21 protein-coding genes are annotated in these 22,330 nt (G+C 71.4%); 12 read left to right on the top strand and 9 right to left on the bottom strand.

Translation table 11 applies throughout. The features are described from left to right. The first annotated feature begins 193 nt into the window (after positions 1–193). The 3 genes from IF78_RS0102905 to IF78_RS49420 all read left to right on the top strand — a co-directional run bounded on the left by IF78_RS0102905 (position 194) and on the right by IF78_RS49420 (position 2,024). On the top strand, positions 194–439 hold the full coding sequence (locus IF78_RS0102905) for a hypothetical protein (RefSeq protein ID WP_031478411.1): 246 nt from the start codon (positions 194–196) through the stop codon (positions 437–439). Between the two features lie 313 nt (positions 440–752). Next, a complete protein-coding gene (locus tag IF78_RS0102900) occupies positions 753–1,481 on the top strand; it encodes a YqeB family protein (protein WP_051827473.1) in 729 nt (242 codons plus the stop codon). 336 nt (positions 1,482–1,817) lie between these two features. Next, complete coding sequence (locus tag IF78_RS49420) at positions 1,818–2,024, top strand: hypothetical protein (protein ID WP_031498010.1); 207 nt, start codon at positions 1,818–1,820, stop codon at positions 2,022–2,024. A 185-nt stretch (positions 2,025–2,209) separates the two neighbouring features. Here the strand turns inward: IF78_RS49420 and IF78_RS0102890 are convergent, their stop codons facing one another. Further along, positions 2,210–3,730, bottom strand: coding sequence for a hypothetical protein (locus IF78_RS0102890; protein WP_031478407.1), 1,521 nt, complete (start codon positions 3,728–3,730; stop codon positions 2,210–2,212). A 339-nt stretch (positions 3,731–4,069) separates the two neighbouring features. Beyond that, entirely contained in the window at positions 4,070–5,794 is a 1,725-nt protein-coding gene (locus tag IF78_RS0102885) for a sigma-70 family RNA polymerase sigma factor (RefSeq protein WP_051827472.1), read from the bottom strand. Between the two features lie 255 nt (positions 5,795–6,049). Here IF78_RS0102885 and IF78_RS0102880 point away from each other — a divergent pair, with 255 nt between their 5' ends. Next, positions 6,050–6,469 carry an SsgA family sporulation/cell division regulator gene (locus IF78_RS0102880; protein ID WP_031478405.1) on the top strand — a complete coding sequence of 140 codons (420 nt, stop codon included), beginning with the start codon at positions 6,050–6,052 and terminating at the stop codon, positions 6,467–6,469. Positions 6,470–6,525: 56 nt separating this feature from the next. Here IF78_RS0102880 and IF78_RS0102875 read toward each other — a convergent pair whose 3' ends face one another. Then, positions 6,526–6,993: an Lrp/AsnC family transcriptional regulator gene (locus IF78_RS0102875; RefSeq protein WP_031478403.1), complete on the bottom strand. Its 468-nt coding sequence runs from the start codon at positions 6,991–6,993 to the stop codon at positions 6,526–6,528. Positions 6,994–7,100: 107 nt separating this feature from the next. Here IF78_RS0102875 and IF78_RS0102870 point away from each other — a divergent pair, with 107 nt between their 5' ends. Continuing rightward, positions 7,101–7,982 (top strand): class I SAM-dependent methyltransferase, encoded by an 882-nt coding sequence (locus IF78_RS0102870; protein WP_078662281.1) that lies wholly within the window; start codon positions 7,101–7,103, stop codon positions 7,980–7,982. Between the two features lie 99 nt (positions 7,983–8,081). On the opposite strand, the gene IF78_RS0102865 is transcribed toward IF78_RS0102870, so the two are convergent. Next, positions 8,082–8,849 (bottom strand): PE-PPE domain-containing protein, encoded by a 768-nt coding sequence (locus tag IF78_RS0102865; RefSeq protein ID WP_051827471.1) that lies wholly within the window; start codon positions 8,847–8,849, stop codon positions 8,082–8,084. A gap of 132 nt (positions 8,850–8,981) precedes the next feature. Then, a complete protein-coding gene (locus IF78_RS0102860; RefSeq protein WP_037639519.1) occupies positions 8,982–11,513 on the bottom strand; it encodes a helix-turn-helix domain-containing protein in 2,532 nt (843 codons plus the stop codon). 185 nt (positions 11,514–11,698) lie between these two features. On the opposite strand from IF78_RS0102860, the gene IF78_RS0102855 reads away from it, so the two are divergent. The 5 genes from IF78_RS0102855 (at position 11,699) to IF78_RS0102835 (ending at position 15,475) form a co-directional block, all read left to right on the top strand. After that, on the top strand, positions 11,699–12,844 hold the full coding sequence (locus IF78_RS0102855) for an AfsR/SARP family transcriptional regulator (protein WP_063762142.1): 1,146 nt from the start codon (positions 11,699–11,701) through the stop codon (positions 12,842–12,844). Continuing rightward, positions 12,841–13,626 carry a DUF6585 family protein gene (locus IF78_RS0102850; protein WP_234439752.1) on the top strand — a complete coding sequence of 262 codons (786 nt, stop codon included), beginning with the start codon at positions 12,841–12,843 and terminating at the stop codon, positions 13,624–13,626. Before IF78_RS0102855 ends, IF78_RS0102850 begins: the two co-directional genes overlap by 4 nt. 133 nt (positions 13,627–13,759) lie before the next feature. Then, positions 13,760–13,987 (top strand): hypothetical protein, encoded by a 228-nt coding sequence (locus tag IF78_RS0102845; RefSeq protein ID WP_031478395.1) that lies wholly within the window; start codon positions 13,760–13,762, stop codon positions 13,985–13,987. Positions 13,988–14,193: 206 nt separating this feature from the next. Further along, positions 14,194–15,111, top strand: coding sequence for an LLM class flavin-dependent oxidoreductase (locus IF78_RS0102840; protein WP_031478394.1), 918 nt, complete (start codon positions 14,194–14,196; stop codon positions 15,109–15,111). A 61-nt stretch (positions 15,112–15,172) separates the two neighbouring features. Continuing rightward, the gene (locus IF78_RS0102835; RefSeq protein WP_031478392.1) at positions 15,173–15,475 is read left to right on the top strand and encodes a hypothetical protein; all 303 of its coding nucleotides are present in this window, start codon (positions 15,173–15,175) and stop codon (positions 15,473–15,475) included. Position 15,476: 1 nt separating this feature from the next. Here IF78_RS0102835 and IF78_RS0102830 read toward each other — a convergent pair whose 3' ends face one another. Continuing rightward, entirely contained in the window at positions 15,477–15,839 is a 363-nt protein-coding gene (locus IF78_RS0102830; protein ID WP_031478391.1) for a VOC family protein, read from the bottom strand. 136 nt (positions 15,840–15,975) lie between these two features. Here IF78_RS0102830 and IF78_RS0102825 point away from each other — a divergent pair, with 136 nt between their 5' ends. Continuing rightward, positions 15,976–17,454 (top strand): alginate lyase family protein, encoded by a 1,479-nt coding sequence (locus IF78_RS0102825; RefSeq protein WP_031478389.1) that lies wholly within the window; start codon positions 15,976–15,978, stop codon positions 17,452–17,454. An 88-nt stretch (positions 17,455–17,542) separates the two neighbouring features. On the opposite strand, the gene IF78_RS0102820 is transcribed toward IF78_RS0102825, so the two are convergent. Continuing rightward, positions 17,543–18,910 carry a DUF445 domain-containing protein gene (locus IF78_RS0102820; RefSeq protein WP_037639515.1) on the bottom strand — a complete coding sequence of 456 codons (1,368 nt, stop codon included), beginning with the start codon at positions 18,908–18,910 and terminating at the stop codon, positions 17,543–17,545. A 244-nt stretch (positions 18,911–19,154) separates the two neighbouring features. Between IF78_RS0102820 and IF78_RS0102815 the strand changes: the two genes are divergently transcribed. Then, on the top strand, positions 19,155–20,492 hold the full coding sequence (locus IF78_RS0102815; protein WP_031478387.1) for an SGNH/GDSL hydrolase family protein: 1,338 nt from the start codon (positions 19,155–19,157) through the stop codon (positions 20,490–20,492). A 99-nt stretch (positions 20,493–20,591) separates the two neighbouring features. Here IF78_RS0102815 and IF78_RS0102810 read toward each other — a convergent pair whose 3' ends face one another. Then, positions 20,592–21,284, bottom strand: coding sequence for a DUF1707 SHOCT-like domain-containing protein (locus IF78_RS0102810; protein ID WP_031478386.1), 693 nt, complete (start codon positions 21,282–21,284; stop codon positions 20,592–20,594). A 58-nt stretch (positions 21,285–21,342) separates the two neighbouring features. After that, positions 21,343–22,329, bottom strand: a complete 987-nt coding sequence (locus IF78_RS0102805) for an ABC transporter ATP-binding protein (RefSeq protein WP_031478384.1) — start codon at positions 22,327–22,329, stop codon at positions 21,343–21,345. Position 22,330 lies beyond the last annotated feature (1 nt).

The raw sequence follows: 22,330 nt of genomic DNA, 5'->3' as shown, positions 1-22,330 counted from the left end.
AGCCGATCGTGGTGCAGGGTGGCGCTGTGGTTTCCGGTCCCTGTCCGCTGCGGGGCGAGTCGCCGTAACCGGTTCGGCCCACGGCCCCGGATGGCGGCTCCGATGAGCGGTGTGGGAGATATCGGCATAGCCTCCGAAATGAGCGCGATGTGGATCTTTGGTGGTACGCGCTCTACTCAACTAAGGAGGAGAAATGCGTAAGCTTCAGAAGGCCGCTGTCGCGGCCGCCATGCTCGGTGGTCTGACCCTCATAGCCAGCGGCACCGCCAACGCCCAGCCTTCGGGTGGCCACGGCCACGGAGGCGGTCACTGCAAGTCTCACGACTTGAACGTCGACATCCTCGGCCAGGTCGGCATCCTCAACGGCCTTCTGGGCAACGCGCTCAACGGCGAGGGCAATGCCGGTGGGCAAGTCACCGATTTCGGCGGCACCTGCTGACACTGACCAACAGGAATTGTGTGGCCTAGCTCGCCGATATGGGTCTCGGCGCCCGGGTCTTCGACTCGGGCGCCGGGCCCTGTCTTCGTTGTGGGCGGACAACCAAAGTTGCAGGTGTCGTAGACCATCGGCCGATGGCAGGGGGCGGGGGTCTGCCTGCAGAATTGGCGCCTGGTCGCGGGCTGCGGCCGGGGTGAACGTCTTCGGGGAGCCCGGAAACACGGGCCGGAAGCGGAGACGGCAAGCGTAGGCCGGAAGCATGGGCATGGGGGATATGAGGGGTACGGGGGATCTTTCGAGGAAGGGCCGTCCGGTGGCCGGTGAGTCGGCCGGTGCGTCGGCCGGTGCGTCGGCCGGTGCGTCGGAACGCGACGCCGCCGTCGTGGTCGCGGAGTCGGCCTGGGTTCTTGTGCTCTTCTGGGTTGGGTGCGGGGTCGTGGTCGGCTGGCTGGCCCCGCTGCTCGCGGACTGGCTCGTGACGCTGCCTTGGGCGCCGTTGGACGGGCCGGCCGAGCTGCTGAGTTCCGTCCCCGAGCCGGGGCGCACCATCGGGGCCCTTGGAGTGGGGGTACTGCTGGGGCTGGTCGTCGGGTTCCTCGCGGTGCATGAGTCGCTGACGGTCAGCGTCTCCCGCGGCCGCGTGGTTCTCACCGTCAGGGACACGGCGCAGGAGTTCGGGTGCGATGAGGTCGACCTGGTGGTGCGGGACGGGAAGCAGCTCGTGCTGCTCGGTCCGGACGGTATGGAGATCGCGCGGGACGACTGCCATCTGACGTGGCAGCGGCTTTCCGACGCCTTCGTGGGGCATGGCTACCGCTGGGCGGACGAGGATCCGTACCGGGAGGAGTTCCGGCGCTGGGTTCCCGGTATGCCGGGTCTGCCCGAGGGGGCGGACGCGCTGCTCAGGGCCCGTGCGGCGGCGCGGGAGAAGGACACGAGCGCTGAGGACGCCCGGGAGCTGCGCAGGGAGCTGCTGAGGCTCGGTGTCGTCGTACGGGATGAGAAGAAGCGGCAGTACTGGCGTATGTCTCGGCGGCCCTGACGTCCAGACAGCTCCGGGTGGGTACGGGTGGCGGCTTGCTCCGGCTCCTCCGGATGGCTCCGGTCAGCTGACGGCAAGGAAGCTGACAGGCCGGTAGCTGACGTACCGCTACCTGACGCGCCGATACCTGATGGGGCGACATCTGACAGGCCGACGCCTGATGTCCCTCCGCCGGAGCAGCGCCCTCCGCTCACCTATTCGGTCGAGCAGGTCGCCGGCGGTCCCACCCGAGCTCGACCGGCCATGTGCGCGGTCGGCGCCGAGAGTGGGGTGCGGTTCGGGGAACTGTTGTGCGGGCTGAGAGGATTGCGCGGACCTGGAAGAAGGGGGACCCGCGTGTTCGAGCTTGTCGTTCTGTCGTGCGTTCTCGCGCTCGTCATCGGCGGGTGTGTCTGCGTCGTGTGGGCGGCGCGGGGCGGGCCGCGCTGGGTGCGGGGGGTGGCCGCTGTGACCATCGGACTGAGCCGGGTGGTGCGCGGGCTGGCGCGTTCGAGTCGCACATCGCGGTCGGGCTCGGGGTCGAGCTCGGACGGGGACGGCTGACTACTCGGGGCGCTGACTGCCATCAACGGTTGACCTTGCCCGGCTGTAGCCCGTAGCCCGTACCCTCCGGCATGTAGCCCGTAGCCCGCAGCCCCCGGCGTGTAGCCCGTAGGCCGTAGGCCCCGGCTGTAGTCCATAGCCCGCGGTCCGCATCGCGGAACGCGGAACGCGGGCCATGGCTCGGGTTACCCGGTCGTCCTCGCGGGGCTCGCCGTCACCGTTCCTTCTCCCTCCGTCAGCAGCCACTCGCGGTGGAGTGCGCCCAGCGGGATCTTCTTCTGGAGTACGGGCGTGCCGAAAATGGTCAGTTGGAACTGGAGTGAGCCGGTCAGGTCCACTCCGCCGTAGAGGGCGTAGGTGCCGGTCGCCGTTCCGGTGCCGTCAGCGGAACCCTCGGCCGAGGCGTTCGCGTGGGCGCGGATGTAGGGGGCGAGGTCGGCGGTGACGCCCACCGTGCCGTAAAGGCCCACGGTGGCCTCGGCGCCCAGGGCCGCCTTGACGTCGCCGGCCGCCGTGACACGGGCCCTCAGGGGCTCGCCCGTCATGTCGGACTCGCTGACCGGGGTCCAGCCCTTGGCCCAGGAGAAGGTGCCGCCGACGCGGAAGTCGCCCTTGAGGTCCTGTTCGACGTCGACGGTGACGCGGCCGTCCGCGTTCACCTGGATGTAGCAGGTCAGGTCAAGGTTTACGACGACCGGGACGGGGCCGACCTGGATCACCGGGTCGGCGTGGAGCTTGGCGAACGGGATACGGATCGGCTGTCCGCCGGTCGAGCCGGCCGCGCGGCCCTTCAGGGACCACCGGGAGGCCCAGTCGCCGGACAGGCCCAGGAAGGCGGCGCCCGGTGATGAGCCCGTGCCGCCGGCACCGTCGTATGAGAACGCGACCTCGGGGGCGAGCTGGACGAAGCCCTCCACCGAAGCCGAAGCCGCCGGCGAGGCCGGGGCGCCCTCGGCCGTGGCGATCGCCGCGCCCACGTCGATACGCAGGCTGCCGAGCGGGAGTTTCGCGCCCTCGGGGCCGAAGCGGAGGTCACCCGTCTTGGCCCAGGAGACCTTCACTCCCTGGACGAGCGGCTCGATCTGCATGGCCGACGGGTCCACGGGCACGGTGCCCTCGGCCTTGCTCTCGCCGAGCACGGAGTTGAGCTTCGCCGGTTCGGTGGTGACGGTCGTGTCGCCGTCCGCCGTGGTGCCCACCACCTGCGTGACCTCGGCCAGTACGCCGTCGGGGGCACCGGGGGCGGGAGCGCTGGCGATGATGTCACCGACGGCCACCGACGGGTGCTTCGTGGGGCTTGGGGAGGAATCGGTTGCTGGGCTGCTCGTGGCCGGGTCGGCTGAGGGGCCGTCTGATGAGCTGGCTGAGGGAGTCGGCGAAGGGGCCGTGGTGGGGTTCGCGACCGAGGGCGCCTTTATGACGGCCCGTCCGCTCTTTCGGTCGTACGAGGCGACCTTGAGGGAGGACTTCCTCGCCGTGGCTCCCTCGTCTCCGTCGGCCACCGCGGTGGGGGTGGCCGTACCGGACGGGGCCGACACGACGGCGAGTTGTTCCTGGACGGCGGCGGCCCCCGGGGTCTCGGCCGCCCTTGTGGTCGATGGTTCGGTGGGGGTGGCCGGGGGGCTGGTGGAGCAGCCGGTGGCCAGGAGGGCCGCGATGGTGGCTGCCGTCAGTAAGGCATGTCTCTTCAGGGTGGGTCTGTGCACGCTTGTTCCTCGGGAGCGGTGTATGGGGGTGCGCTACATGAGGTGACAGATGGGGAGCAGGCGTGCTGCGGCGCGGACGGGCGTATCGGGGCATGCCGAGGTCAGCCTTCGAGGCTTCGCAGCTTCGCGGCTTTTCGAGGTGTGTTGATACGGCCGTTCCGGCGCTCTGCGCAGACGGTGGTTACTCCCCAGTAGTCATGCATGAGCATGCCAGCACCGCAGGCGCAGCATCCGCTTTCTTTTCGCGTGATCCCGGTGACGTGAGTCACACCGGTGTCCAACAGGGACACGCGGTGGGGGCAGGGCCGGGCGGGTGAATTTTCCGCCCGGCCTCTGGGGTCAGTTGCCGCAGTCGTTCCCCGGGTCTCCCGGCGCCGGCTGCGGGGCCGGTGCGGGGTCGGGGGCGGGTGTGGGCTCGGGGACAGGTGCGGGTACCGGCTCCGGTGCGGGCTGGGTCGTCCCCGGCGTCTCCTCAACCGGCCCCGGGCCTATGGGAGTTGAGGGGGCCTCAGCCCCGGGCTCCACCTGACCCGGCTCCTCCTGCCCAGGCTCCTCGTACCCAGGATTCTCCGGCGCCGGCTCCCCCGGCTGCTCACCCACCGGATCGGCCGGCACAGGCACAGGCACGGACGGTGACGGTTCATCACCTCCCGGCGCCGGCTCCTCCTGCGAGGGCGGCTCGGCAGCCGGAGGCTCAGGCGCCGGCTCGGCGACGGGTGGTGCGGGCTCGTTCACGTCAGGCGCATCCGTTTCCGCATCCGCCTCCCCTTCCGCATCCGCCACCGGCTCAGGGGCCGACCCACCCGCAGCCACCGGCCCGCTCACCGCCGTATCCGAACCCGCGGCATCGACAGCCAAAGCCGCACCGCCGCCCCCATCACCTCCGTCCCCGCCGCCTCCATCACCCGCGTCACCAGCCCCGCCATCCACCCCGCGCTGCCCGTCCTGCTCAGCCCGGGCCTCCACCGCGGCCACGCCCCCCGACCTTTCCGGCGCCTGCGCCGCCGCGACAGGCCCCTCCGACGGCCGTGCGGCCACCGGCGTCTCCGCGAGCGGTACCCGTGGTGAAAGCGGCGTAGGAGAAGGGTCGTTCACGCCCAGCGCGATCATCATCGCGAGGGCCGCGCCGGCGACCGTCGCCCCCGCCGCGATCGCCGTCGGCACCTTCGCGCCGCCCCCGCCGGTCACCGCCTGGCGGGCCGTGTGCAGTGCGCTGCCGAGCTGGCCGCTCAGGGCGGTCGTAGCGGCGGCGGACCCGGCGGCGAAGGGCAGCAGGAACTTGCCCGCGCCGCCGACGGCGAAGACCAGCAGAGCCGGGCCGACCAGTGCGGGCAGGCGGTCGTTGGCGCGCATGAGCACCGCGAGCCGGCCGCGGCAGTCGTCGCAGGCGTCCACATGGGCGAGCAGGCGTTCCGACTGGCGGGGCGTCGCGCTGCCGCGCACGTACGCCGGCATGCGCACCCAGTGGACCTCGCAGGCGGGGTCGTCGGGGGCGCCGGTCTGGTTGCGCAGGAAGGCCTGGCGCATGCCCTCGCGGGCCCGGTGCAGGAGTACGGCCGTCGCGCCCTGCTTGGCGCCGATGCGCTGCCCGACCGTCTCCAGCGGCTGCCCCTCGGCCTCCGCGAGCCACAGGGCCCGCACCCAGCGCTCGGGGAGTTGGCCCAGCACGCGCACCAACAGGTCGACGGAGGAGACCTGTTCGGCCGGGTCCGCCGAGTCCGCCGCGTGTACGGCGATGTCCGTCCGCTCGGCGGAGCTCGGGTCGTGCGGGGTCTCGCGCGCCTCGCCCACGGCCGACGCCGCCAGATGCCGCACCGTGGTCATCAGGTACGCCGGGACGTTCTCGATCTCGTGCCCCTCCGACAGCCGCCGCCAGACCCGGAAATGCGCCTCGGCGACCAGGTCCTCGGCGGCCCAGGTGTTGTTGCGGGTGAGCGAGCGCGCGTAGGCGACCAGGCGCGGCTGCTGTTCCTCGTAGATGCGGGCGTACGAGGCGGTGGTGGACGCGGTCGCAGACGCGGGAGGTGACGCCTGGGCGGGCACCTTGGGGAAACCGTCGGACATGGCAGGAACGCTCCAGTTGCCTGCGGGGCTGGTGGGGCCGAGCGAGTTTGTCAGCGTAGATGACTAAAATCTCAACTAAATGGTTCGGGTGAGTTAGATCACAGGGAGCGGGCTCCGGTTCGGCGTAATCAATGGGGCCGCCGCCCGGTCGAGAAGGCGCACAGCCACACCTACGCCGGCGAAGTCCGGAGCCGATCAGTCCGGAGCCGATCAGTCCAGAGCCTGAGAACTCCGGAGAAAGCAGGGAAGATCACGATGCGCCTCACCGCCCTCGAACAGCCCGTCCGCGCCCGCCTCGTCACCCCGGGCCACCCGCAGCTGCCGATACGCCCCACCCTGCGCTACGCCGCCGACGAGCCCTTCGCCGTGCGCATCGGTTTCCCCGCCCATGTCTCGGACGACGGGCGGCGGGTCACGTGGACGTTCGCCCGCTCGCTGCTGGAGGAGGGGCTCGCCGGGTCGTCGGCCGGGATCGGGGACGTCCGGGTTGTGCCGTGCGGGCGGTCCCGGACGGTCGTGGAGTTCCACGCGCCGCACGGCATGGCCGCGGTGCGGTTCGGTACGGCCTCTCTCCGGCGGTTTCTGCAACGGTCGTACGCCGTCGTCGAACCGGGGAGAGAGGACCTCGGACCGGAACTGGACCACGGCCTCATGTCCCTGCTCGACGGAGTCTGAGGCACCGTCGGTCGCCCGGTCGCCCGCCCGGTCGGTCGCCCGGAGGGGACCGGGGCTCAGTCGGCCTCCCCGTCCATCGGCGTCAGCACGCGCGTCCCCGACTGCCGGTAGATCACCGAGCTGCGGAAGCTCACCACCTCGCGGCGGGCGCTGAAGCGGTCCATGAGGAAGGCGTGCAGGTGCTCGATGTCCGGGACGGCCACATGGACGAGGAAGTCGTCGTCGCCGGAGACCACGAAGACCGAGACGACCTCCGGGAGTTGGGTCAGATAGCCCTCGAAGTCGTAGATCACCTCCCGGCTGAGCGGGCGCAGGCGGGCGAAGACCAGCGCCTGGAGCGAGCGGCCCAGCAGGCGTGGCTGTACGGCCGCGTGGTAGCCGGTGATCACACCGCGGGCGCGCAGGGCGCGGACCCGTTCCAGGCAGGTGGAGGGTGCGATGCCGGTCCTGCGGGCGAGTTCGCGGTTGGTGAGCCGTGCATCGCGCTGGAGATGGGTGAGGATCGCCGAATCAATGTCGTCCATGGCCGTCATCTTTCCCAGGGCGCCGAATTTAGTTCGGGCCGACCGCTCAACTTCCGTACCACGCCCTAGATTTCCCTCGTCCTCCGGACCGAAGGGAGCCCCGCCCCATGACGACCGCCGCCGCCGCTGCCGCCACAGTTACCGCTACCACTGCCACTGCCACTGCCACTACCGGTGCCGAGCTGCCCGTGGACCAGGCCGTCCACCACTACGACCGCTTCCTCGCCGAGCACTACACCTGGATGCTCGGCGGCGATCTCGACGCGCTCGCCGCGGTGCAGCGTGCCTCCCTCTCGGCGTGGGGTGTGACCGCGGAGTCGGCGGCCGGGCCGGCCGGCGGGGCGCTCGCGGTGGATCTGGGGTGCGGGCCGGGGCAAGCCAGCCTCGCGCTGGCCGGGCTGGGCTTCGACTCGGTGCTCGCGGTCGACCTGAGTCGGCCGTTGCTGGACGAACTCGCCGGGCACGCCGTCAACTTGCCCGGCGTGCGGCCCGTGCGGGCGGATATGCGGACGGCTCTGCGGGAGCTGGTGCGGCCGGGGTCGGCGGCAGCCGTCGTATGTCTGGGGGACACGCTGACGCATCTGCCGACGCGTGGTGACGTGGCCGCCCTCTTCGCCGATGCCGCCGCCGCGCTCGCGCCCGGCGGGACGGCCGTGTTCGGCTACCGCGACCTGACCGTCCCGCTCACCGGCACCGACCGCTTCCTCCCGGTGCGGGCCACCGAGAACCGGATCATGACCTGCTTCCTGGAGTACCCGGACGACTACAACGACTACACGGTCGTCGTGCACGACCTGATCCACACCCGGGACCGTGCCGACGCCGACTGGGCCCTCACCGCGCACAGTTACCGCAAACTGCGGCTCTCCCACGCCTGGGTGCTGGAGCAACTCCGCATCGCCGGGCTGCGGGTGAGGCACGAGGAGAGCGGGCCGGGGGGCATGCGGACGGTAGTACTCGAGCGGGCCTGCGCGCGACCGGGAGCGTGACGAAAGGGACGAAAGGGGCCGCGGTCGGCGAAAGCCCAGGCCGGGAGGTGGACGTGTACGGCCACTGTCCGGCCTGGGCTTTCTCAGATCACGGTGAGGTCAGGCGTCGTACCAGTAGACGCCGTTGAGGCCGTCCTGGGCGATGGTCTTGGCCATGACGTTTCCGTCCAGCGCGTAGCGCCGGTGGACGTCGGTGAGGAAGAAGTCGAGGGCGGCCACGGGCGTCGTGGCGTCGCAGGCGAGGTCACCGCGGATGCAGAAGCGGGCGACCGGGATGCCCGGGAACTCCCTCGGGCCGGGCCCGGTGGAGGTGAAGCCGAGGGCGCCCAGGCCCCGGGGGACCTTCGCCCACATGCCGGTGTCGGGCTGCTTCGGGTCGGCGTACAGCTTGCCGTCGACCTGCTCGCGCGGGATGTCGGTGCCGCCGTTCGCGATCGTCTCCAGTACGGCGTCGGCGGCCTGTGCGCCCTGGGAGTAGCCGACGATCGTGAGACGTGCGGCCGGGTCCTTGCGGTGGGTCTCCTCGGCGGCGGCCAGGAGGTTCCGGTAGCCCTGCGCGACGCTGCTGTCGTAGCTCGGCGCGGTCAGGTCCGGCGCGTTCTGGCCGTTGAGCCAGGGGCCGGCGCTGGCCGGGTAGCAGACCGGGACGACCTCGGCGCCCGGCTCCAGGTACTGGTTGGCGTAGCCGTATGTCTTGGTGCAGTGGGGCGCGGGCAGCGCGGAGCCGGTGCCGCCGATCTCGATGTAGTAGTGGCGTGGGGCTTCGTCGGCCTGCGCGACGGTGGGTGTGAGGGCGGCGGCGGCCGCCATCGCCGCCGTGAGGGCGACGGTTTTGGCGCGGCGCAGGAGTCGGTTCTTGTACGGCATGGGTGTTCCCCCTGGGTCCGATGGTGCCGATGGCGTCGATGGCTCGACGACTCGATGACGTCCGTCGAGACGTCGATGACGCGTAGGCACGCGCTGGTCTGTTGCTCCTTGTGTGTTGCTGTGGTTCGGACGCTAGGGAGGAGCGATGAAATCGTCGTGAAAGCCGGAGCGGCGGTGGTGCCGGGCGAGATGGTGCTGCAGCCGGGCGTGCCGGAACTGGTAGACCGCGCCGGCCTGGCGCAGTACGCCGCGCTGGTAGGCGTCCTCCAGGAACGTGACCACGGCCCAGGGCAGGCGTCCGGTCAACGGCAGCCAGATCCGGGCGAGGACGAGCCACTGGCCCCAGGCGGTCAGGGTGAGGGCGTAGCCGAGGGCACCGCCCAGGCCGCTGATGACGCCGAGCAGCAGGCTGGCGCCGGAGGGCCAGGTGAGGGGGCCCAGCGGTCCTTGCAGCAGGTCGACCGCCAGTCCGCTGCCGACGCCTACCACGACCCCGAAGGTGGGTGCCCAGACGAGCAGTTGGGTGGTCACGGTGCGGCGGTTGGTGGTCAGGAGGGTGCGTGGGTTGACGGCGGAGCCGAGGTCGAGGGGGGTTTCGAGGAGGCCGAGGAGGCAGAAGGTCAGGCCGGCGCCGGCGCTGAAGACCAGGCCGTAGACGAGCCCGTCGACGAACCCGATGCGCAGCATGGCCGAGGTGTCGTCCGTCCAGGCGTACGACTTGACCAAGCCGACCAGGAATCCGTACGCGAACCCGAACATCCCCCCGCCGAATGTGCCGATCACCAGGCGGGGGCCGGCCGTCCACGCGGTGGCCTCCGGCCTGCCCCGGATCCGCAGGCGTACCGCGGACGGGGTGACGTCCTTGCCCTTGGCCGTGTACGTCAGCCAGTGCACGAGCCCGAACATGAGCCCGGCGAGGAGCCCGACGAGGAGCCCGTCCACAAGGGAGCCGGCGAGCCGGCCTTGGAAGACGACACTCGCGGCGCCGTCGATGAGACCGATGGCGAGTCCCGTCACGAGGGCGGTGACGAACGCGCGGGACGTGCGGCTCGGTCCGTTGCCGAGTCGCCACCACGCGAGGTCGGGTGTCTTCTGCCGGGTCAGGTGATCGGCGAGGTAGCCGAGCCAGTGGCGGGCGCGGTCGGGGTCGCAGTCGCGGGGGCCTTTGGGGGGGCGGGGGCGGTGGCGGTGGTGGTGGTAGACGGTGGGGATGAAGTTGTCGAGGAGGTGGTCCTCCAACTCCTCGGGGGTACCGAAGCGTTGGGTGTCGAGGAGGTCGGCCGGGTCACGGTCGGGGGTGTCGCTGTAGATGGTGCGGGCGAGCGACACCATCAGGGGGGTGGTGAGGACCGTGGCGAGCGGGGACGTGGGCCCGTCCGCCGGCTGCTCCCCCGGGTCGCTCCCTTCGCTCCCTTCGGTCCGTTCGGTCCGTTCGGTCCGTTCGATCCGTTCGGCCCGCTGAGTCCGTTCGGTCAGTTCGTCCAGTACGGGGTCCCACGCACCCTGGGCGGGGTTCGCGCGGGCGGGCTTGCGGGTGGTGCGGGGCAGGTAGGCGGCCAGGTCGTCGAGGGTGAGGTCGGTGAGTTCGAGCGCGGCCGCCGCGGTCAGTACGTCGGTCTCCTTGACCGCGGCGGCGTATTCGCCGGGGCGGCTGGTGAGGACCAGGGGCAGGGTGGTGGCGTTGAGGGCCTCCAGCGCGGGGCGGCGCAGGCGGTCGGCGATCTCGTCGAAGCCGTCCAGTACCGGGAGGACGCCGCCGGAGTCGACCAGTGCGGAGGCCAGGTTCGCGCTGCCGGGAGCCCGGGCGGCCGTACCGGGGTGGTCGCGCACCAGCTGTTCGGTCAGCCAGTCGCGCAGGGTGATGGCGGTGGGGTCCCAGGCGCCGATGCTGAAGATCACCGGGACGGGCTCGTCGGGGGTGCGCGTCTTCACGTGGTCGAGGACGAAGCGCAGGGTCAGGATGGTCTTGCCGGAGCCCGACCGGCCCAGCACCACCAGCCGTCGGGAGGGGATGTCCCGGTACTTCTCCGCGATGTGCTCCAGCCGCCCGCTCAGGTCCAGGGGGTCGTTCGCGGCTCCCGGTGGGAGGCGGCGGATGTTGGTCCAGTGGTCGATGAGTCCGTCGTCCGCCACCTTCCAGCGGACGGGCAGGGGGTACGGGTCCTGGATCTGCCGTTGTTCCTCCTCGCGCTGCCAGCGGGCAGCCACCTCCTTCGCGAGTTGTTCGGTCGCGTCGGCGAGGGCGTCATGGGCGGGGGACGGCGGCTTTTCGGGGGCCGGTTGCTTCGGGGCCGGTTGCTTCGGGGGCGGTTGCTCCGGGGGCGGCTGATTAGGGGTTGGCTGCTGCTCCGCGGGCGGCTGTTCCGGAGCCGGATGTTCCGGAGCCGGATGTTCCGGAGCCGGATGTTCCAGAGCCGACTGTTCCCGGGCCGGTTCCCGCGGGCCGGGAACAGCGGCGCGCATTAACTCCTCGCGGTCCTCCGGCCCCAGACCGAGCGCGTCGGCCAGCGACTGGACGGTCGTCATGCGCGGGTTGGACCGCTTGCCGGTCTCCAGGCCGCGGATGGTGCTCACGCTGACGTCGGAACGCCGCTCCAGCTCGTCCTGGGTCATCCCCTGCCGGACGCGCAGCCGCCGCAGGACCGTGCCGAACTCACTGGCCACAAGTCACGGCCCTTCCCCTTCAGTTGTGGTCTTTCCGCAGGTGAGGGACTTTAGCCGGGTCACCGGTCACATATGACCGGTTCAATGCCCTGTCCACGTTTCCTCCACGTCGGCCAGCTTCGAAGCCATCGAGGTGATCGACCGGGACGACTCACGCCGACCGGTCCGGAGAACGGGGAACCACCATGCCGACGACGACCGCACCCCTTGGACCACAGGGACGCCAAGGACGCCAGGGACGCCAAGGCCACCAAGGCAGCCAGGGCAGCCAGGGACTCACGGGCGCCACCGCCCTCACCCCTCAGGAGCGCGAGGTGCTCGCCGCGCTCGGCTGCGGCCTGGAGGACGCCGAGATCGCCGAGGCCCTCGCGCTGCCCGAGCGCGATGTGGCCGTGCAATTGGGGTGCATCCTGCTGAAGTTGGGGCTGCCGGACCGCGCGGCCGCCATCGTGCACGCCTTCGACTGCGGTCTGGTCATGCCGGGACAGGGGCCGCGCAGGCAGGCCGCGACCTCGGGGACCACCCCCCGCGGACGGACCGGCCCCTCGCCCGGCGCACGGCTCCGGGTCTCCCTGCTCGGCCCGTTGCGGGCCCGGTTCGACGGGCGGCCCGTGGACGTCGGACCGGTCCGGCAGCAGGCCGTGCTTGCGGCGCTGGCGCTGAGCCAGGAACGGTCGGTCAGCCGGCAGGAACTGCTGGACGGCGTATGGGGGATGGAGTCACCCGGCGCGAACGTCGTACCGGTCTATGTCTACCGGCTCCGCAAGGGCCTGCCGCTCGGGGAGTGCCCGGACTCGGTGATCGGGCGTGACCGGTACGGCTATCGGCTGATGCCCGGCCTGGTCGAGGTCGACGTCACGTACATGGAGGAACTCGTGACCGCGGCCGGTGCCGCCGAGCGGGCCGGGGATCCGGGCGAGGCGGTACGGCTGTGCGCGCGGGCGCTGGAGCTGTTCCGTGGTGAGCCGCTGGCCGGACTGCCCGGTCCGTTGGCCGAGTTGGAGCGGCTGCGGCTGGTCGAGCGGCGGGTCGCCCTGGCACAGCGGAAGGCGCAGTGGCAGCTGCGGCTCGGCCGGGTCGCCGAGGCGGCCACGGACCTGTCCGTCCTCGCCTTGGAGCAACCTCTGAACGAACCGGTCGCCGCACTGCTGATGCACGCGCTGCACCGCTGTGGCCGACGGGCCGAGGCACTGGCCGTGTTCGAGCGCACCGCCAGACGGCTCGACGACGACCTGGGCGTGGCTCCGGGTGAACTGCTGCGGCGGGCACGGTGGTCGGTCCTTCGCGGGGACGATGCGGGTGGCGACCGCGGTCGGGCGGGTGCGGCGTGAGCGACGGGAGCGACGGGAGTCGCCGGGACCGCCGCGCCGACGAACACCACACGGACAGCCACCGCGCCGACAGCCACCGCGGCGACGACCGCTCCACCGACAGCCACCGCGCCGACGAGCTGCTGCTGGCGAGGGTCTCCGAAGCCGCGGGCCGGGCGCGGCTGGGCAGGCGGCGCGCCATGTATCGGGCGCCTGTCGCCGAACCCGGGGTGTGGCGGGCGGCCGTGGCGGGCGTACGTCACCTGCTGCGGACCGGCGGAGGACCGGGGGCGGGCGCGGGCCGGGCACGGCTGGACCTGTACGAACACGGGCTCACGGCCGCCGGCGCCGGGCAGATCCGTGTCGTCCGCTACGACGCGACGGTGGTGCGCCGTCGCCGGGTGCTGTCCCCGCCGGGCATCGTCCGCGCCCTCGAGCTCGTCGACGTCGACGGTGAGCGGATCGTGCTGCGCTGCGGCGACTTCGGCCGGGCGGAGGTGTGGGCGCCCGAGATCCGCCGGGCCGTCACCGACGCCCAGGTGCCCCGGGCCCTGGCCGCGCTGGCGCAGGGGGCGCGGCTCGACTTCGGCCCGGTGTGGATCAACCGGGCCGAGATCGGCTCCCGGGGGACGTCCCTGCGGTGGGCGCGGGTCCAGCGGATCGAGATCCTCAACGGCTCGGTCGCCGTCCGCTCCGCCGACCGCTGGCAGGTGTGGGGAACCGTCTCGTCCGGGATCCCGAACCTCGATGTCCTCCATGCCCTCGCGGAGCGGCTGGTGGCTGCTGAGCGGGACGAGGGCTGACGTACGGCGCCGGGTTCGACGACCGGCGTACCACCCTGCCCTTCACTGAGCACAACACCCACTGACCGCAACACCCACTGACCGCAACACCCACTGACCGCAACACCCACTGACCACAGAAGGAGACACCGACATGGCCGACAGCTACCGATTCCGCTGCGGCGAGTGCGGGCACCGCACCGCCTGGGCGAGCGAGTCCCAGGGCGAGCAGTCGATCGAGAACCACTACGCCCGACGCCATCCGCGCATCGCCCCCGGCGGGATGGTCGAGTTCCGCAAGGGCTCCTCGGGCGGCGGCACCGGATGCCTGATCGCTCTGGCCATCGTGGTCCTGCTGCTGATCATCGCTTCCCGCAACTGACGAACCCCTTGAGCACCCCAACCCCAAGACCCGTCAGCCGCAGCAGGAAATGGTTTGTCCCGCGAAGTCGGCTCGCCCTACAGTGAGCCGACTTCGAAGAGACGTTCCCCCGGAAACACGCCGCAGAGCGGGAGCGTCCCACCTCACCGAGGTGCGGGAGGGGCGGCAACTGTCCTTGTCGACCCCTCATTTCGGAGGTTCCCTCCATGAACGTCGGTACGAACGTGGGCCTCGGTCTGCCCATCGGCGACCCGGCCGCCCTGCTCACCTGGGCCCGACGCGCCGACGCCGGTCCCTTCAGCACGCTCGGGCTGCTCGACCGGCTCGTGTACGACAACCCCGAGCCGCTGGTCGCCCTGTCCGTCCTCGCGGGCGCCACCACCCGCATCCGCGTCCAGACCGAGGTGCTGCTCGCCCCGCTGCGCGACACCGCCCTGCTGGCCAAGCAGGCCGCCACCCTGGACCGGATGACCGGCGGCCGCCTCACCCTCGGCCTGGGCATCGGCGGCCGGGACGACGACCACCGTGCCACGGGCACCGACCCGCGTACCCGGGGCCGCCGCCTGGACGGGCAGATGGCGACGATGTGCCGCCTGTGGCACGGCGAGCCCTTCGACGACGGCGATGACGACGGCGACGGCATCGGCGTCGGCGTCGGCGTCGGCGTCGGCGTCGGCGTCGGCGTCGGTCCCATCGGCCCCGTGCCCGCCCGTCTCGGCGGTCCCGAGATCCTCTTCGGCGGCTTCAAACCCGCCGCCCTCGAGCGCGTCGCCCGCTGGGGTGACGGCTTCCTCGCGGCGGCGGCGCCCTCCTGGGCGGGCGGCCTGTTCGACACCGTCCGCGGCTTCTGGAAGGAGTACGGCCGCGACGGCGAGCCCCGTCTGGTGGCCCAGGTGAACGTCGCGCTCGGCCCGCGGCACGTGCTCGACGACGCCCGGGCCCGCATGCACGCGTACTACGCCTTCACCGGCATGCCCGACCGCATGGTGGCCGGCCTGCTGACCACCCCCGCCGAGATCCGCGCCGCGCTCACCGGGTTCGCCGACCTGGGCGCCGACGAGGTCATGCTCTACTGCTACGGCCTCGATCCGGACCAGGTGGACCGGTTGGCCGACGTCGTGTGACGCCGGGCGGGCCGGTTAGCCTCGGTGTTCCAAGGCTCGGCAGAAGTGGTTGGAGGCAGACATGGCCAGGATCCCCAGCGCCGCGGTCGCGGCAGGCGGCCTCGTCGGCGGGTACAGCGTGGCCCGCTGGACGAAGAAGCGGCCGCTCGGCGGTGCCGTACTGGCCGTCGCTGGGGCCGCGGCCGCGCAGCGGTGGCGGCAGCAGGCGGGCGGTACGGCGGCGGGGGCGCTGACCGCCGCGTATGTCGCCGCCTTCGCCGGGTCTCATCCGCTGGCCAAGAAGGTGGGCGCCTGGCCCGCCGTGTTCGGGGTGGCGGGGGCGGTCGCCCTGGCGTCCTGGGCGGTGGCTGACCGGCGGGGGTGAGCTACGCCGGGCGGTGGGTCAGGACATTCACCACCCGCCCGTTCGGATCCCGTACGAAGAAACGCCGTACGCCCCACTCCTCGTCCCGAAGCTCCCGTACGACCTCCGCGCCCGACGCCACCACCCGCGCGTACACGGCGTCGACGTCCTCGACCTCCACGCTGAGGTCGGGGACGACGGGGGCGGTGCGTTCCTCCGTGAAGAAGCTGATCTGGGCGGTGGGGTTGGCCGGGGACGCCATGGTCACCACCCAGCCCATGTCCATCGCCTCCTCGAAGCCGAGCAGACCGTAGAAGTCCTTGCTCGTACCCATCCCCTCCGCCGACTCGATCTGGATGTTGGGGACGATCCTGCGGATGGTCATGGGCACGGCTCCTGATCGGCTGATCGGCACGCGGACTTTTTGTTATCCCCCGCAGTGTCCCCCCGTCTCCTCACCGTCCCCAGCCGCAGGCACGCGAGGAATTGACGACGTGACACGACAGATCAGCCGCCGGAGCATGCTCAAGGCCGCGGGCGCGGCAGCCGGAGCCGTCGGAATCGGTACGGCCGTGTTGCCCGCCGCCCCTGCCGTGGCGGCCGGCGCCTACGCGCACCCCGGCCTTCTGCACACCGGCGCCGACCTGGACCGTATGGCCGCGAAGGTGAAGGCGGGCGCCGCTCCCTACACGACCGGGTTCGCCAAGCTGACCGCCAACCGGCACGCGCAGAGCAGTTGGACGGCCAACCCGCAGACGACCGTCATCCGGGGAGGAGACGGCCAGAACTACGGGATCCTCTTCCGAGACGTGCACGCCGCCTACCAGAACGCCCTGCGCGGACACGTCAGCGGTGAGGGTGCGCATCTCGACACCGCCGTGGCGATCCTCAACGCCTGGTCGGCCGAGCTGACCACGATCGGCGGCAACGCCGACCGCTTCCTGGCCGCCGGCCTGCAGGGCTACCAGATCGCCAACGCCGCCGAGCTCGTCCGCGACCACCCCGACTTCGAGCTCGGCCGGTTCCAGGAGATGCTGACCAAGGTCTTCGCGGCGGCCGGCGACGACTTCCTGGTCCGGCACAACGGTGCGGTCGTCTCCAACTACTGGACCAACTGGGACCTCGCCGCCATGTGCTGCGTTCTGGCGGCCGGCATCTTCTGCGACGACAGGGCCCAGGTCGCGCGTGCCGTGGAGTACTTCAAGCACGGCGAGGGGCTGGGCTCCATCAGGAACGCCATCCCCGTCGTGCACGAGGACGGGCTCGCCGAGTGGCTGGAGGCCGGCCGCGACCAGGGGCACGCCCTGCTCGGCGTCGGCCTGATGGGCACGTTCTGCGAGATGGCCTGGAACCAGGGCATCGACCTCTACGGCTACGACGACAACCGCTTCCTCAAGGGCGCCCAGTACGTCGCCAAGTGGGCCATGGGCGGGGACGTGCCGTTCACCGCCAACACCCGTAAGAAGGGCGCGATCAACGGCTGGTCGGGCTCGGAGACCGTGACCGAGGCCGCGCCCGTGGACCCGGCGATGACCCGCCCGATCTGGGCGATGATCGCCAACCACTACACCAAACGCCGGGGCCTGTCGGCGTCGTACCTCACGCAGATCGCCGCGAAGTCCGCACCGGAGGGCGGCGGCGGGGACTACGGCCCGAACAGCGGCGGCTACGACCAGCTGGGCTTCGGCACGCTGGCGTTCACGCGGGACAAGGCCGCGGGGACGGGCACGGGCGGCTCGCCCAGTCCGGCGGCGTCTGGGTCGGCGTCCACGGGGGCCGGTTCGGGGTCGGGGTCTGGCTCGGGGTCGGATGCCCGGCCGCAGACCGGGAGCACGGCCGCTCCCTCCGCGTCCGCCGCTTCCTCCCCCGCCGGCGGTGACCTCGCCGCCACCGGCTCAAACGAGATCCTCGGCTGGACCGCCGCCACCGGTGTCACCGCCCTCGCGGGCGGCCTGCTCCTGCTGCGCGGCCGCGACCGGGCCCGGCGCGAGTCGCAGTAGGGGACGCGCGAAAGGGGCATGATCTCCGGTCCCGGCTCCCGCCACGAGGGCGCCGGGACCGGCCCTCCTCCTATGCCCCCTGCGCTCTCTATGCCCCCAGCGCCCGCGACACGGTGTAGATCAGCAGCCCGGCCAGCGAACCCACCACGGTGCCGTTGATCCGGATGAACTGCAGGTCACGCCCGATGTGCGCCTCGATCTTCCGCGTCGTGTGCGAGGGGTCCCAGCTCGCCACCGTGTCGGTGATCAGCAGGGTGATCTCCTTGCGGTACGTCGTCACGACGTGCACCGCCGCGTCCTCGACCCAGCGGTCCACCTTGTTCTGCATCGCGGTCTCGGCGGCCATGCGGGCGCCCAGGGACAGCAGGGAGGACCGCACGCGCAGCCGCAGCTCGCTGCGCTCGTCCTCGGCCGCCGACACGATCATGGCGCGGACGGCGGTCCAGGCGGACGCGATCAGGTCCTGCACCTCGCCCCGGGCCAGCACCTCGCCCTTCAGCCGCTCCACGCGCGCGCGTGTGTCGGTGTCGGACTGCAGGTCGGAGGCGAAGTCGATGAGGAACCGGTCGAGGGCGCCGCGGGCCGGGTGGGAGGGCATGTCGCGCATCTCGGCGCAGAAACGGACCAGTTCCTTGTAGACGCGCTCGCCGACCTTGCGGTCCACGAACTTCGGCGTCCAGCCGGGCGCGCCGCCCTGAACCGCGCCCATGATCTCGTCGTCGTGCAGGATCAGCCAGTCGTGCGCCTTGGTCACGATCAGGTCGACGGCCCGCTTGTGGCCGCCGTCGGCGACGATCCCCTCCAGCATCTTGCCTATGCCGGGCGCGATCTCGCGGGCGTCGGCCCGCCGGGTGATCGCCTCGCCGACCACGGCCTGGACGTCGGAGTCGCGCAGCACCGTCAGGGCGCCCCTGAGCGCCGTCGCCAGTTCGGCGGTCACCCGGTCGGCGTGCTCCGGTTCCGCCAGCCAGGCGCCGAGCCGGCTGCCGATGCCGACGGAGCGCAGCCGCTGCCGTACGACGTCCTCGGAGAGGAAGTTCTCGCCGACGAACTCGCCCAGCGACACCCCCAGCTGGTCCTTCTTGTTCGGGATGATCGCGGTGTGCGGGATGGGGATGCCCAGCGGATGGCGGAACAGAGCCGTGACCGCGAACCAGTCGGCGAGCGCGCCGACCATGCCGGCCTCGGCCGCCGCGGCGACATAGTTCGCCCATTCGCCGGCGCCCTGGTTCGACGCCACCTTGGCGAGGACGTACACCAGCGCCACGAACAGCAGCAGCCCGGTCGCGGTGATCTTCATCCGCCGTACGCCACGCTGCTTCTCCTCGTCGGCGGCGCTGAACGTCGTCATCGCACGTACGGCCGACGCGGGGACGCGCCGGTTATCGGCGGCATCGGGCCGGGCATGCTGCTCTACGACGCTCGCACCCGTTTCATCCGGATTCGTACGTTCCATCCGCTCCACCCGTCCAGGATCCCCCGCTCACATTGTCCCTACCTGACCGACTCCTGGAACGAATCAGGAGTTCCCGGCGTCTGTCCGGTGGGGGAGGTCGATGGTGAACTCCGAACTCCGAACTCCGGATGAACTTCGGCGGCCCAACGGGGGGTCTGTGCAACTCCCCTCTGCCTTATGACGCATCATGAGGTGATCACAACGGAGCCTCGGGCTCCCATCCGCCCGAGGAGACACGCACCGCATGACCAGGCGAAACGGTTATGCCCTGCTTTCTGGGATTATCGCCCTGATCGTGGCGGTTTCGGTCGCCATATACGTCGGAGTCGCCTCCGACGGTGGAACGACCACCGCGCAGAGCGCCCCCACCAGGGAAGGCACCCAGCGCGGCCCCGCCGCCCCCGCCTCCACCGGCATCTGGGTCGGCGCCTGGTCCGCCTCCCCCGTCGGCGCCGAGCCCGGCACCGAGGTCGAGGGCCTGGCGGGCCGCTCGGTGCGCAACGTCGTGCACACGAGCGTCGGCGGTACGAGTGCCCGCATCACGCTGTCCAACCTGTACGGCCAGTCGCCGCTGACGATCACGCACGCGTCGATCGCCGTGGCCGCCGGAACCGGCACCGCGGCCGCCGTCGCGGACACCATGCGGCGGCTGACCTTCGGCAGCAACACCACGGTCGTCATCCCGCCGGGGCAACAGGTACTGAGCGACGCCGTGCGCCTGGCGATCCAGGCGGACGCCGACGTCCTGGTCACCACCTACTCCCCCACGCCGTCCGGCCCGGTGACCTACCACCCCCACTCCCGCCAGATCAGCTACGTGGCCGAGGGCGACCTCACCGAGGACGCGACCGGCGTGGCGTACACCGGGCAGGTCGAGTCCTGGCGGTACCTGACCGCGCTGGACGTGCTCAGCAACGAGTCCGACGGCACCGTCGTGGTCTTCGGCGACTCGCTGACCGACGGCATCACGTCCACCGAGAACGCCAACCGCCGCTGGACGGACTTCCTGTCACGCCGGCTGCGCGAGGCGGTCGCGACCGGCGCGGACGTGCCGCGCTACAGCGTCGTCAACCAGGGGATCAGCGGCAACCAGATCCTCGCCAGCGGCTCCGGGCGCCCCGCGGACAACCAGGCGGGCGTCGGCCGCTTCCACCGCGACGTCCTCTCCCGTACGAACGTCAAGGTCGTCGTCATCGACCTCGGCGTCAACGACATCCTGCGCAACCCGAACCTGGCCGACCCCGACCGCATCCTCGACGGCCTGCGCACCCTGGTCCGCCAGGCCCACGCCCGCGGCCTGAAGGTCATCGGCGCGACCCTGATGCCGTTCCAGGGCCACCGCGGCTACACCGACGCCCGCGAGGGCGTACGCCAGCAGATCAACGCCGAGATCCGCGCGGGCAAGGTCTTCGACGCGGTCGCCGACTTCGACGCGGCCGTCCGCGACCCGTACAACCCCCGAAAGTTCCGCCCCGACTACGACTCGGGCGACCACCTCCACCCGAGCGACAAGGGCTACGAGCGGATGGCGGAAGCCTTCGACCTGGAGGACCTGAAGGGGGCGGCTCCGGCGGAGCTGTAGAGGCACGGGCGGCGGCCTGACCTGGCGGCACCCCGCAGCGCCGGGCTGCGCGACCCACCGCCCGGCCGCAACGCCGGGCAGCACACAGCCAACGGCACCTCAGTCAAGCTCCCGCCGCCCAGCCTTCCGCTCCAGCTTCTCCCGCCGCCGCTCCTCGCGAAGCTCCTGCCGCTGCGCCCGCGTCATCTTCCGCTCGACCCCGACCCCACCCCAGAAGGCGAACCCGGTCACGATCACCCGAGGCGCCCCGGGATCCCCCGGCACCCCGTCCTCACGGTGATCGAAGCCCCCCATGATCCCGATCCCCCGCACCACCACCTCGACCCCGGGCGGCACGATCACCTGCACCCCGCCCATGATCGCGACGCAGTTGATCTCGATCTCCCGGTCCGCGAAGTTCGCCTCCCGCAGATCGATCTCCCCGCCGCCCCAGAAGGCGAAGCAGTTGAACCGCCTCGGCGCCGTCCACCGCCCCTTGCGCTGGAACCCCGCCATCACGGCGACACCCCACGTCGACGACCCCTCGCCGCCGACGATCCGATCACCCCAACTCCCCTCCAGGGAACCGGGCTTCTTCATCATGTCGGCCTTCGGCACGGCCACCGTCCCGACCGGCAGGTCCCGGGTGATCGGCGCCAGCTCACCGTACGTCCGAGCCTTGTACGTCGCGTCCAGGCGTTCCTCGAACTCCTCCATGTCGAGACGCCCCTCCGCGAGGGCGTCCCGCAGGACCTCGGCGACTCGTTCACGATCGGCGTCGGAGGCACGCAGCTCCGGGGCATCGTCGGTCATGTACAGCAGCCTACGAGCAACCCTGCCCGGGGGCTACGAGAGCGTTCTCCACGAGTCTCTACGAGACCGCCCGCTGAGCCTTCTCCGCCTGTTCCCCGTACATCTTCGCGATCACCGCCTCGATGTCCGGCTCCCGCACCGACAGGTCCACCAGCGGATACTCCGCCGCGATCCGCGCCACCAGCACCGCCGCCGACTCGCCCGCCGGAAACGCCAGCCACTGCCGCGGCCCCTCCACCTTCACCACCCGCGCCGGCGCCGCCTCGATCGGCGGCAGCTCGCGCTCCAGGTCGACCACGAGGGTGCGCTCGCTCTCCCCCACCTCGTGCAGCCCGGCGAGCGGACCGTCGTACATCAGCCGCCCGTGGTCGATGACCATCACCCGTGAGCACAACTGCTCGACGTCCTGCAGGTCGTGCGTGGTCAGCAGCACCGTCGTGCCGCGCTCGGCGTTCACCTCCCGCAGGAACTCCCGCACCTTCGCCTTGGAGATGACGTCGAGCCCGATCGTCGGCTCGTCCAGGTAGAGCACCTCGGGATCGTGCAGCAGCGCCGCCGCGATGTCCCCGCGCATCCGCTGGCCGAGGGAGAGCTGACGCACCGGGACGTCCAACAGCGGGCCCAGGTCCAGGAGTTCCACCAGGCGCTCCAGGTTCTCGCGGTAACGCCCGTCCGGAATGCGGTACATGCGGTGCATCAGCTTGTACGAGTCGATCAGCGGCAGGTCCCACCACAGCGTCGTACGCTGCCCGAACACCACCCCGATACGGTGCGCGAGCCGTTTGCGCTCGCGGGAGGGGTCGATGCCGGCCACGCGGAGCCGGCCCGCGCTCGGCGTCAGAATCCCCGTGAGCATCTTGATCGTGGTCGACTTGCCGGCGCCGTTCGGGCCGATGTAGCCGACCATCTCACCGCGCGCGACGGTGAAGGAGATCGAGTCGACGGCCCGCACCTGCCGCCGCTCCCGCTTCAGAAACCCCGTCTTCTTACGCACGTCGAAGACCTTCTCGACACCGTCGAGTTCGATGAACGCGTCGTCCTGCATG

Origin of the sequence: Streptomyces bicolor, assembly GCF_000719285.1 — a bacterium.
Classification (GTDB): Bacteria; Actinomycetota; Actinomycetes; order Streptomycetales; family Streptomycetaceae; genus Streptomyces; species Streptomyces bicolor.
This window is presented reverse-complemented; position numbering and strand designations above follow the sequence as displayed.

Coding starts and splice junctions, on each gene's coding strand:
- IF78_RS0102905 (WP_031478411.1), top strand. CDS start 194: ATGCGTAAGCTTCAGAAGGCCGCTGTCGCGGCCGCCATGCTCGGTGGT.
- IF78_RS0102855 (WP_063762142.1), top strand. CDS start 11,699: ATGCCGACGACGACCGCACCCCTTGGACCACAGGGACGCCAAGGACGC.
- IF78_RS0102885 (WP_051827472.1), bottom strand. CDS start 5,794: ATGTCCGACGGTTTCCCCAAGGTGCCCGCCCAGGCGTCACCTCCCGCG.
- IF78_RS0102815 (WP_031478387.1), top strand. CDS start 19,155: ATGACCAGGCGAAACGGTTATGCCCTGCTTTCTGGGATTATCGCCCTG.
- IF78_RS0102880 (WP_031478405.1), top strand. CDS start 6,050: ATGCGCCTCACCGCCCTCGAACAGCCCGTCCGCGCCCGCCTCGTCACC.
- IF78_RS0102835 (WP_031478392.1), top strand. CDS start 15,173: ATGGCCAGGATCCCCAGCGCCGCGGTCGCGGCAGGCGGCCTCGTCGGC.
- IF78_RS0102805 (WP_031478384.1), bottom strand. CDS start 22,329: ATGCAGGACGACGCGTTCATCGAACTCGACGGTGTCGAGAAGGTCTTC.
- IF78_RS0102845 (WP_031478395.1), top strand. CDS start 13,760: ATGGCCGACAGCTACCGATTCCGCTGCGGCGAGTGCGGGCACCGCACC.
- IF78_RS0102840 (WP_031478394.1), top strand. CDS start 14,194: ATGAACGTCGGTACGAACGTGGGCCTCGGTCTGCCCATCGGCGACCCG.
- IF78_RS0102810 (WP_031478386.1), bottom strand. CDS start 21,284: ATGACCGACGATGCCCCGGAGCTGCGTGCCTCCGACGCCGATCGTGAA.
- IF78_RS0102870 (WP_078662281.1), top strand. CDS start 7,101: ATGACGACCGCCGCCGCCGCTGCCGCCACAGTTACCGCTACCACTGCC.
- IF78_RS0102825 (WP_031478389.1), top strand. CDS start 15,976: ATGCTCAAGGCCGCGGGCGCGGCAGCCGGAGCCGTCGGAATCGGTACG.
- IF78_RS0102865 (WP_051827471.1), bottom strand. CDS start 8,849: ATGCCGTACAAGAACCGACTCCTGCGCCGCGCCAAAACCGTCGCCCTC.
- IF78_RS0102830 (WP_031478391.1), bottom strand. CDS start 15,839: ATGACCATCCGCAGGATCGTCCCCAACATCCAGATCGAGTCGGCGGAG.
- IF78_RS0102820 (WP_037639515.1), bottom strand. CDS start 18,910: ATGGAACGTACGAATCCGGATGAAACGGGTGCGAGCGTCGTAGAGCAG.
- IF78_RS0102875 (WP_031478403.1), bottom strand. CDS start 6,993: ATGGACGACATTGATTCGGCGATCCTCACCCATCTCCAGCGCGATGCA.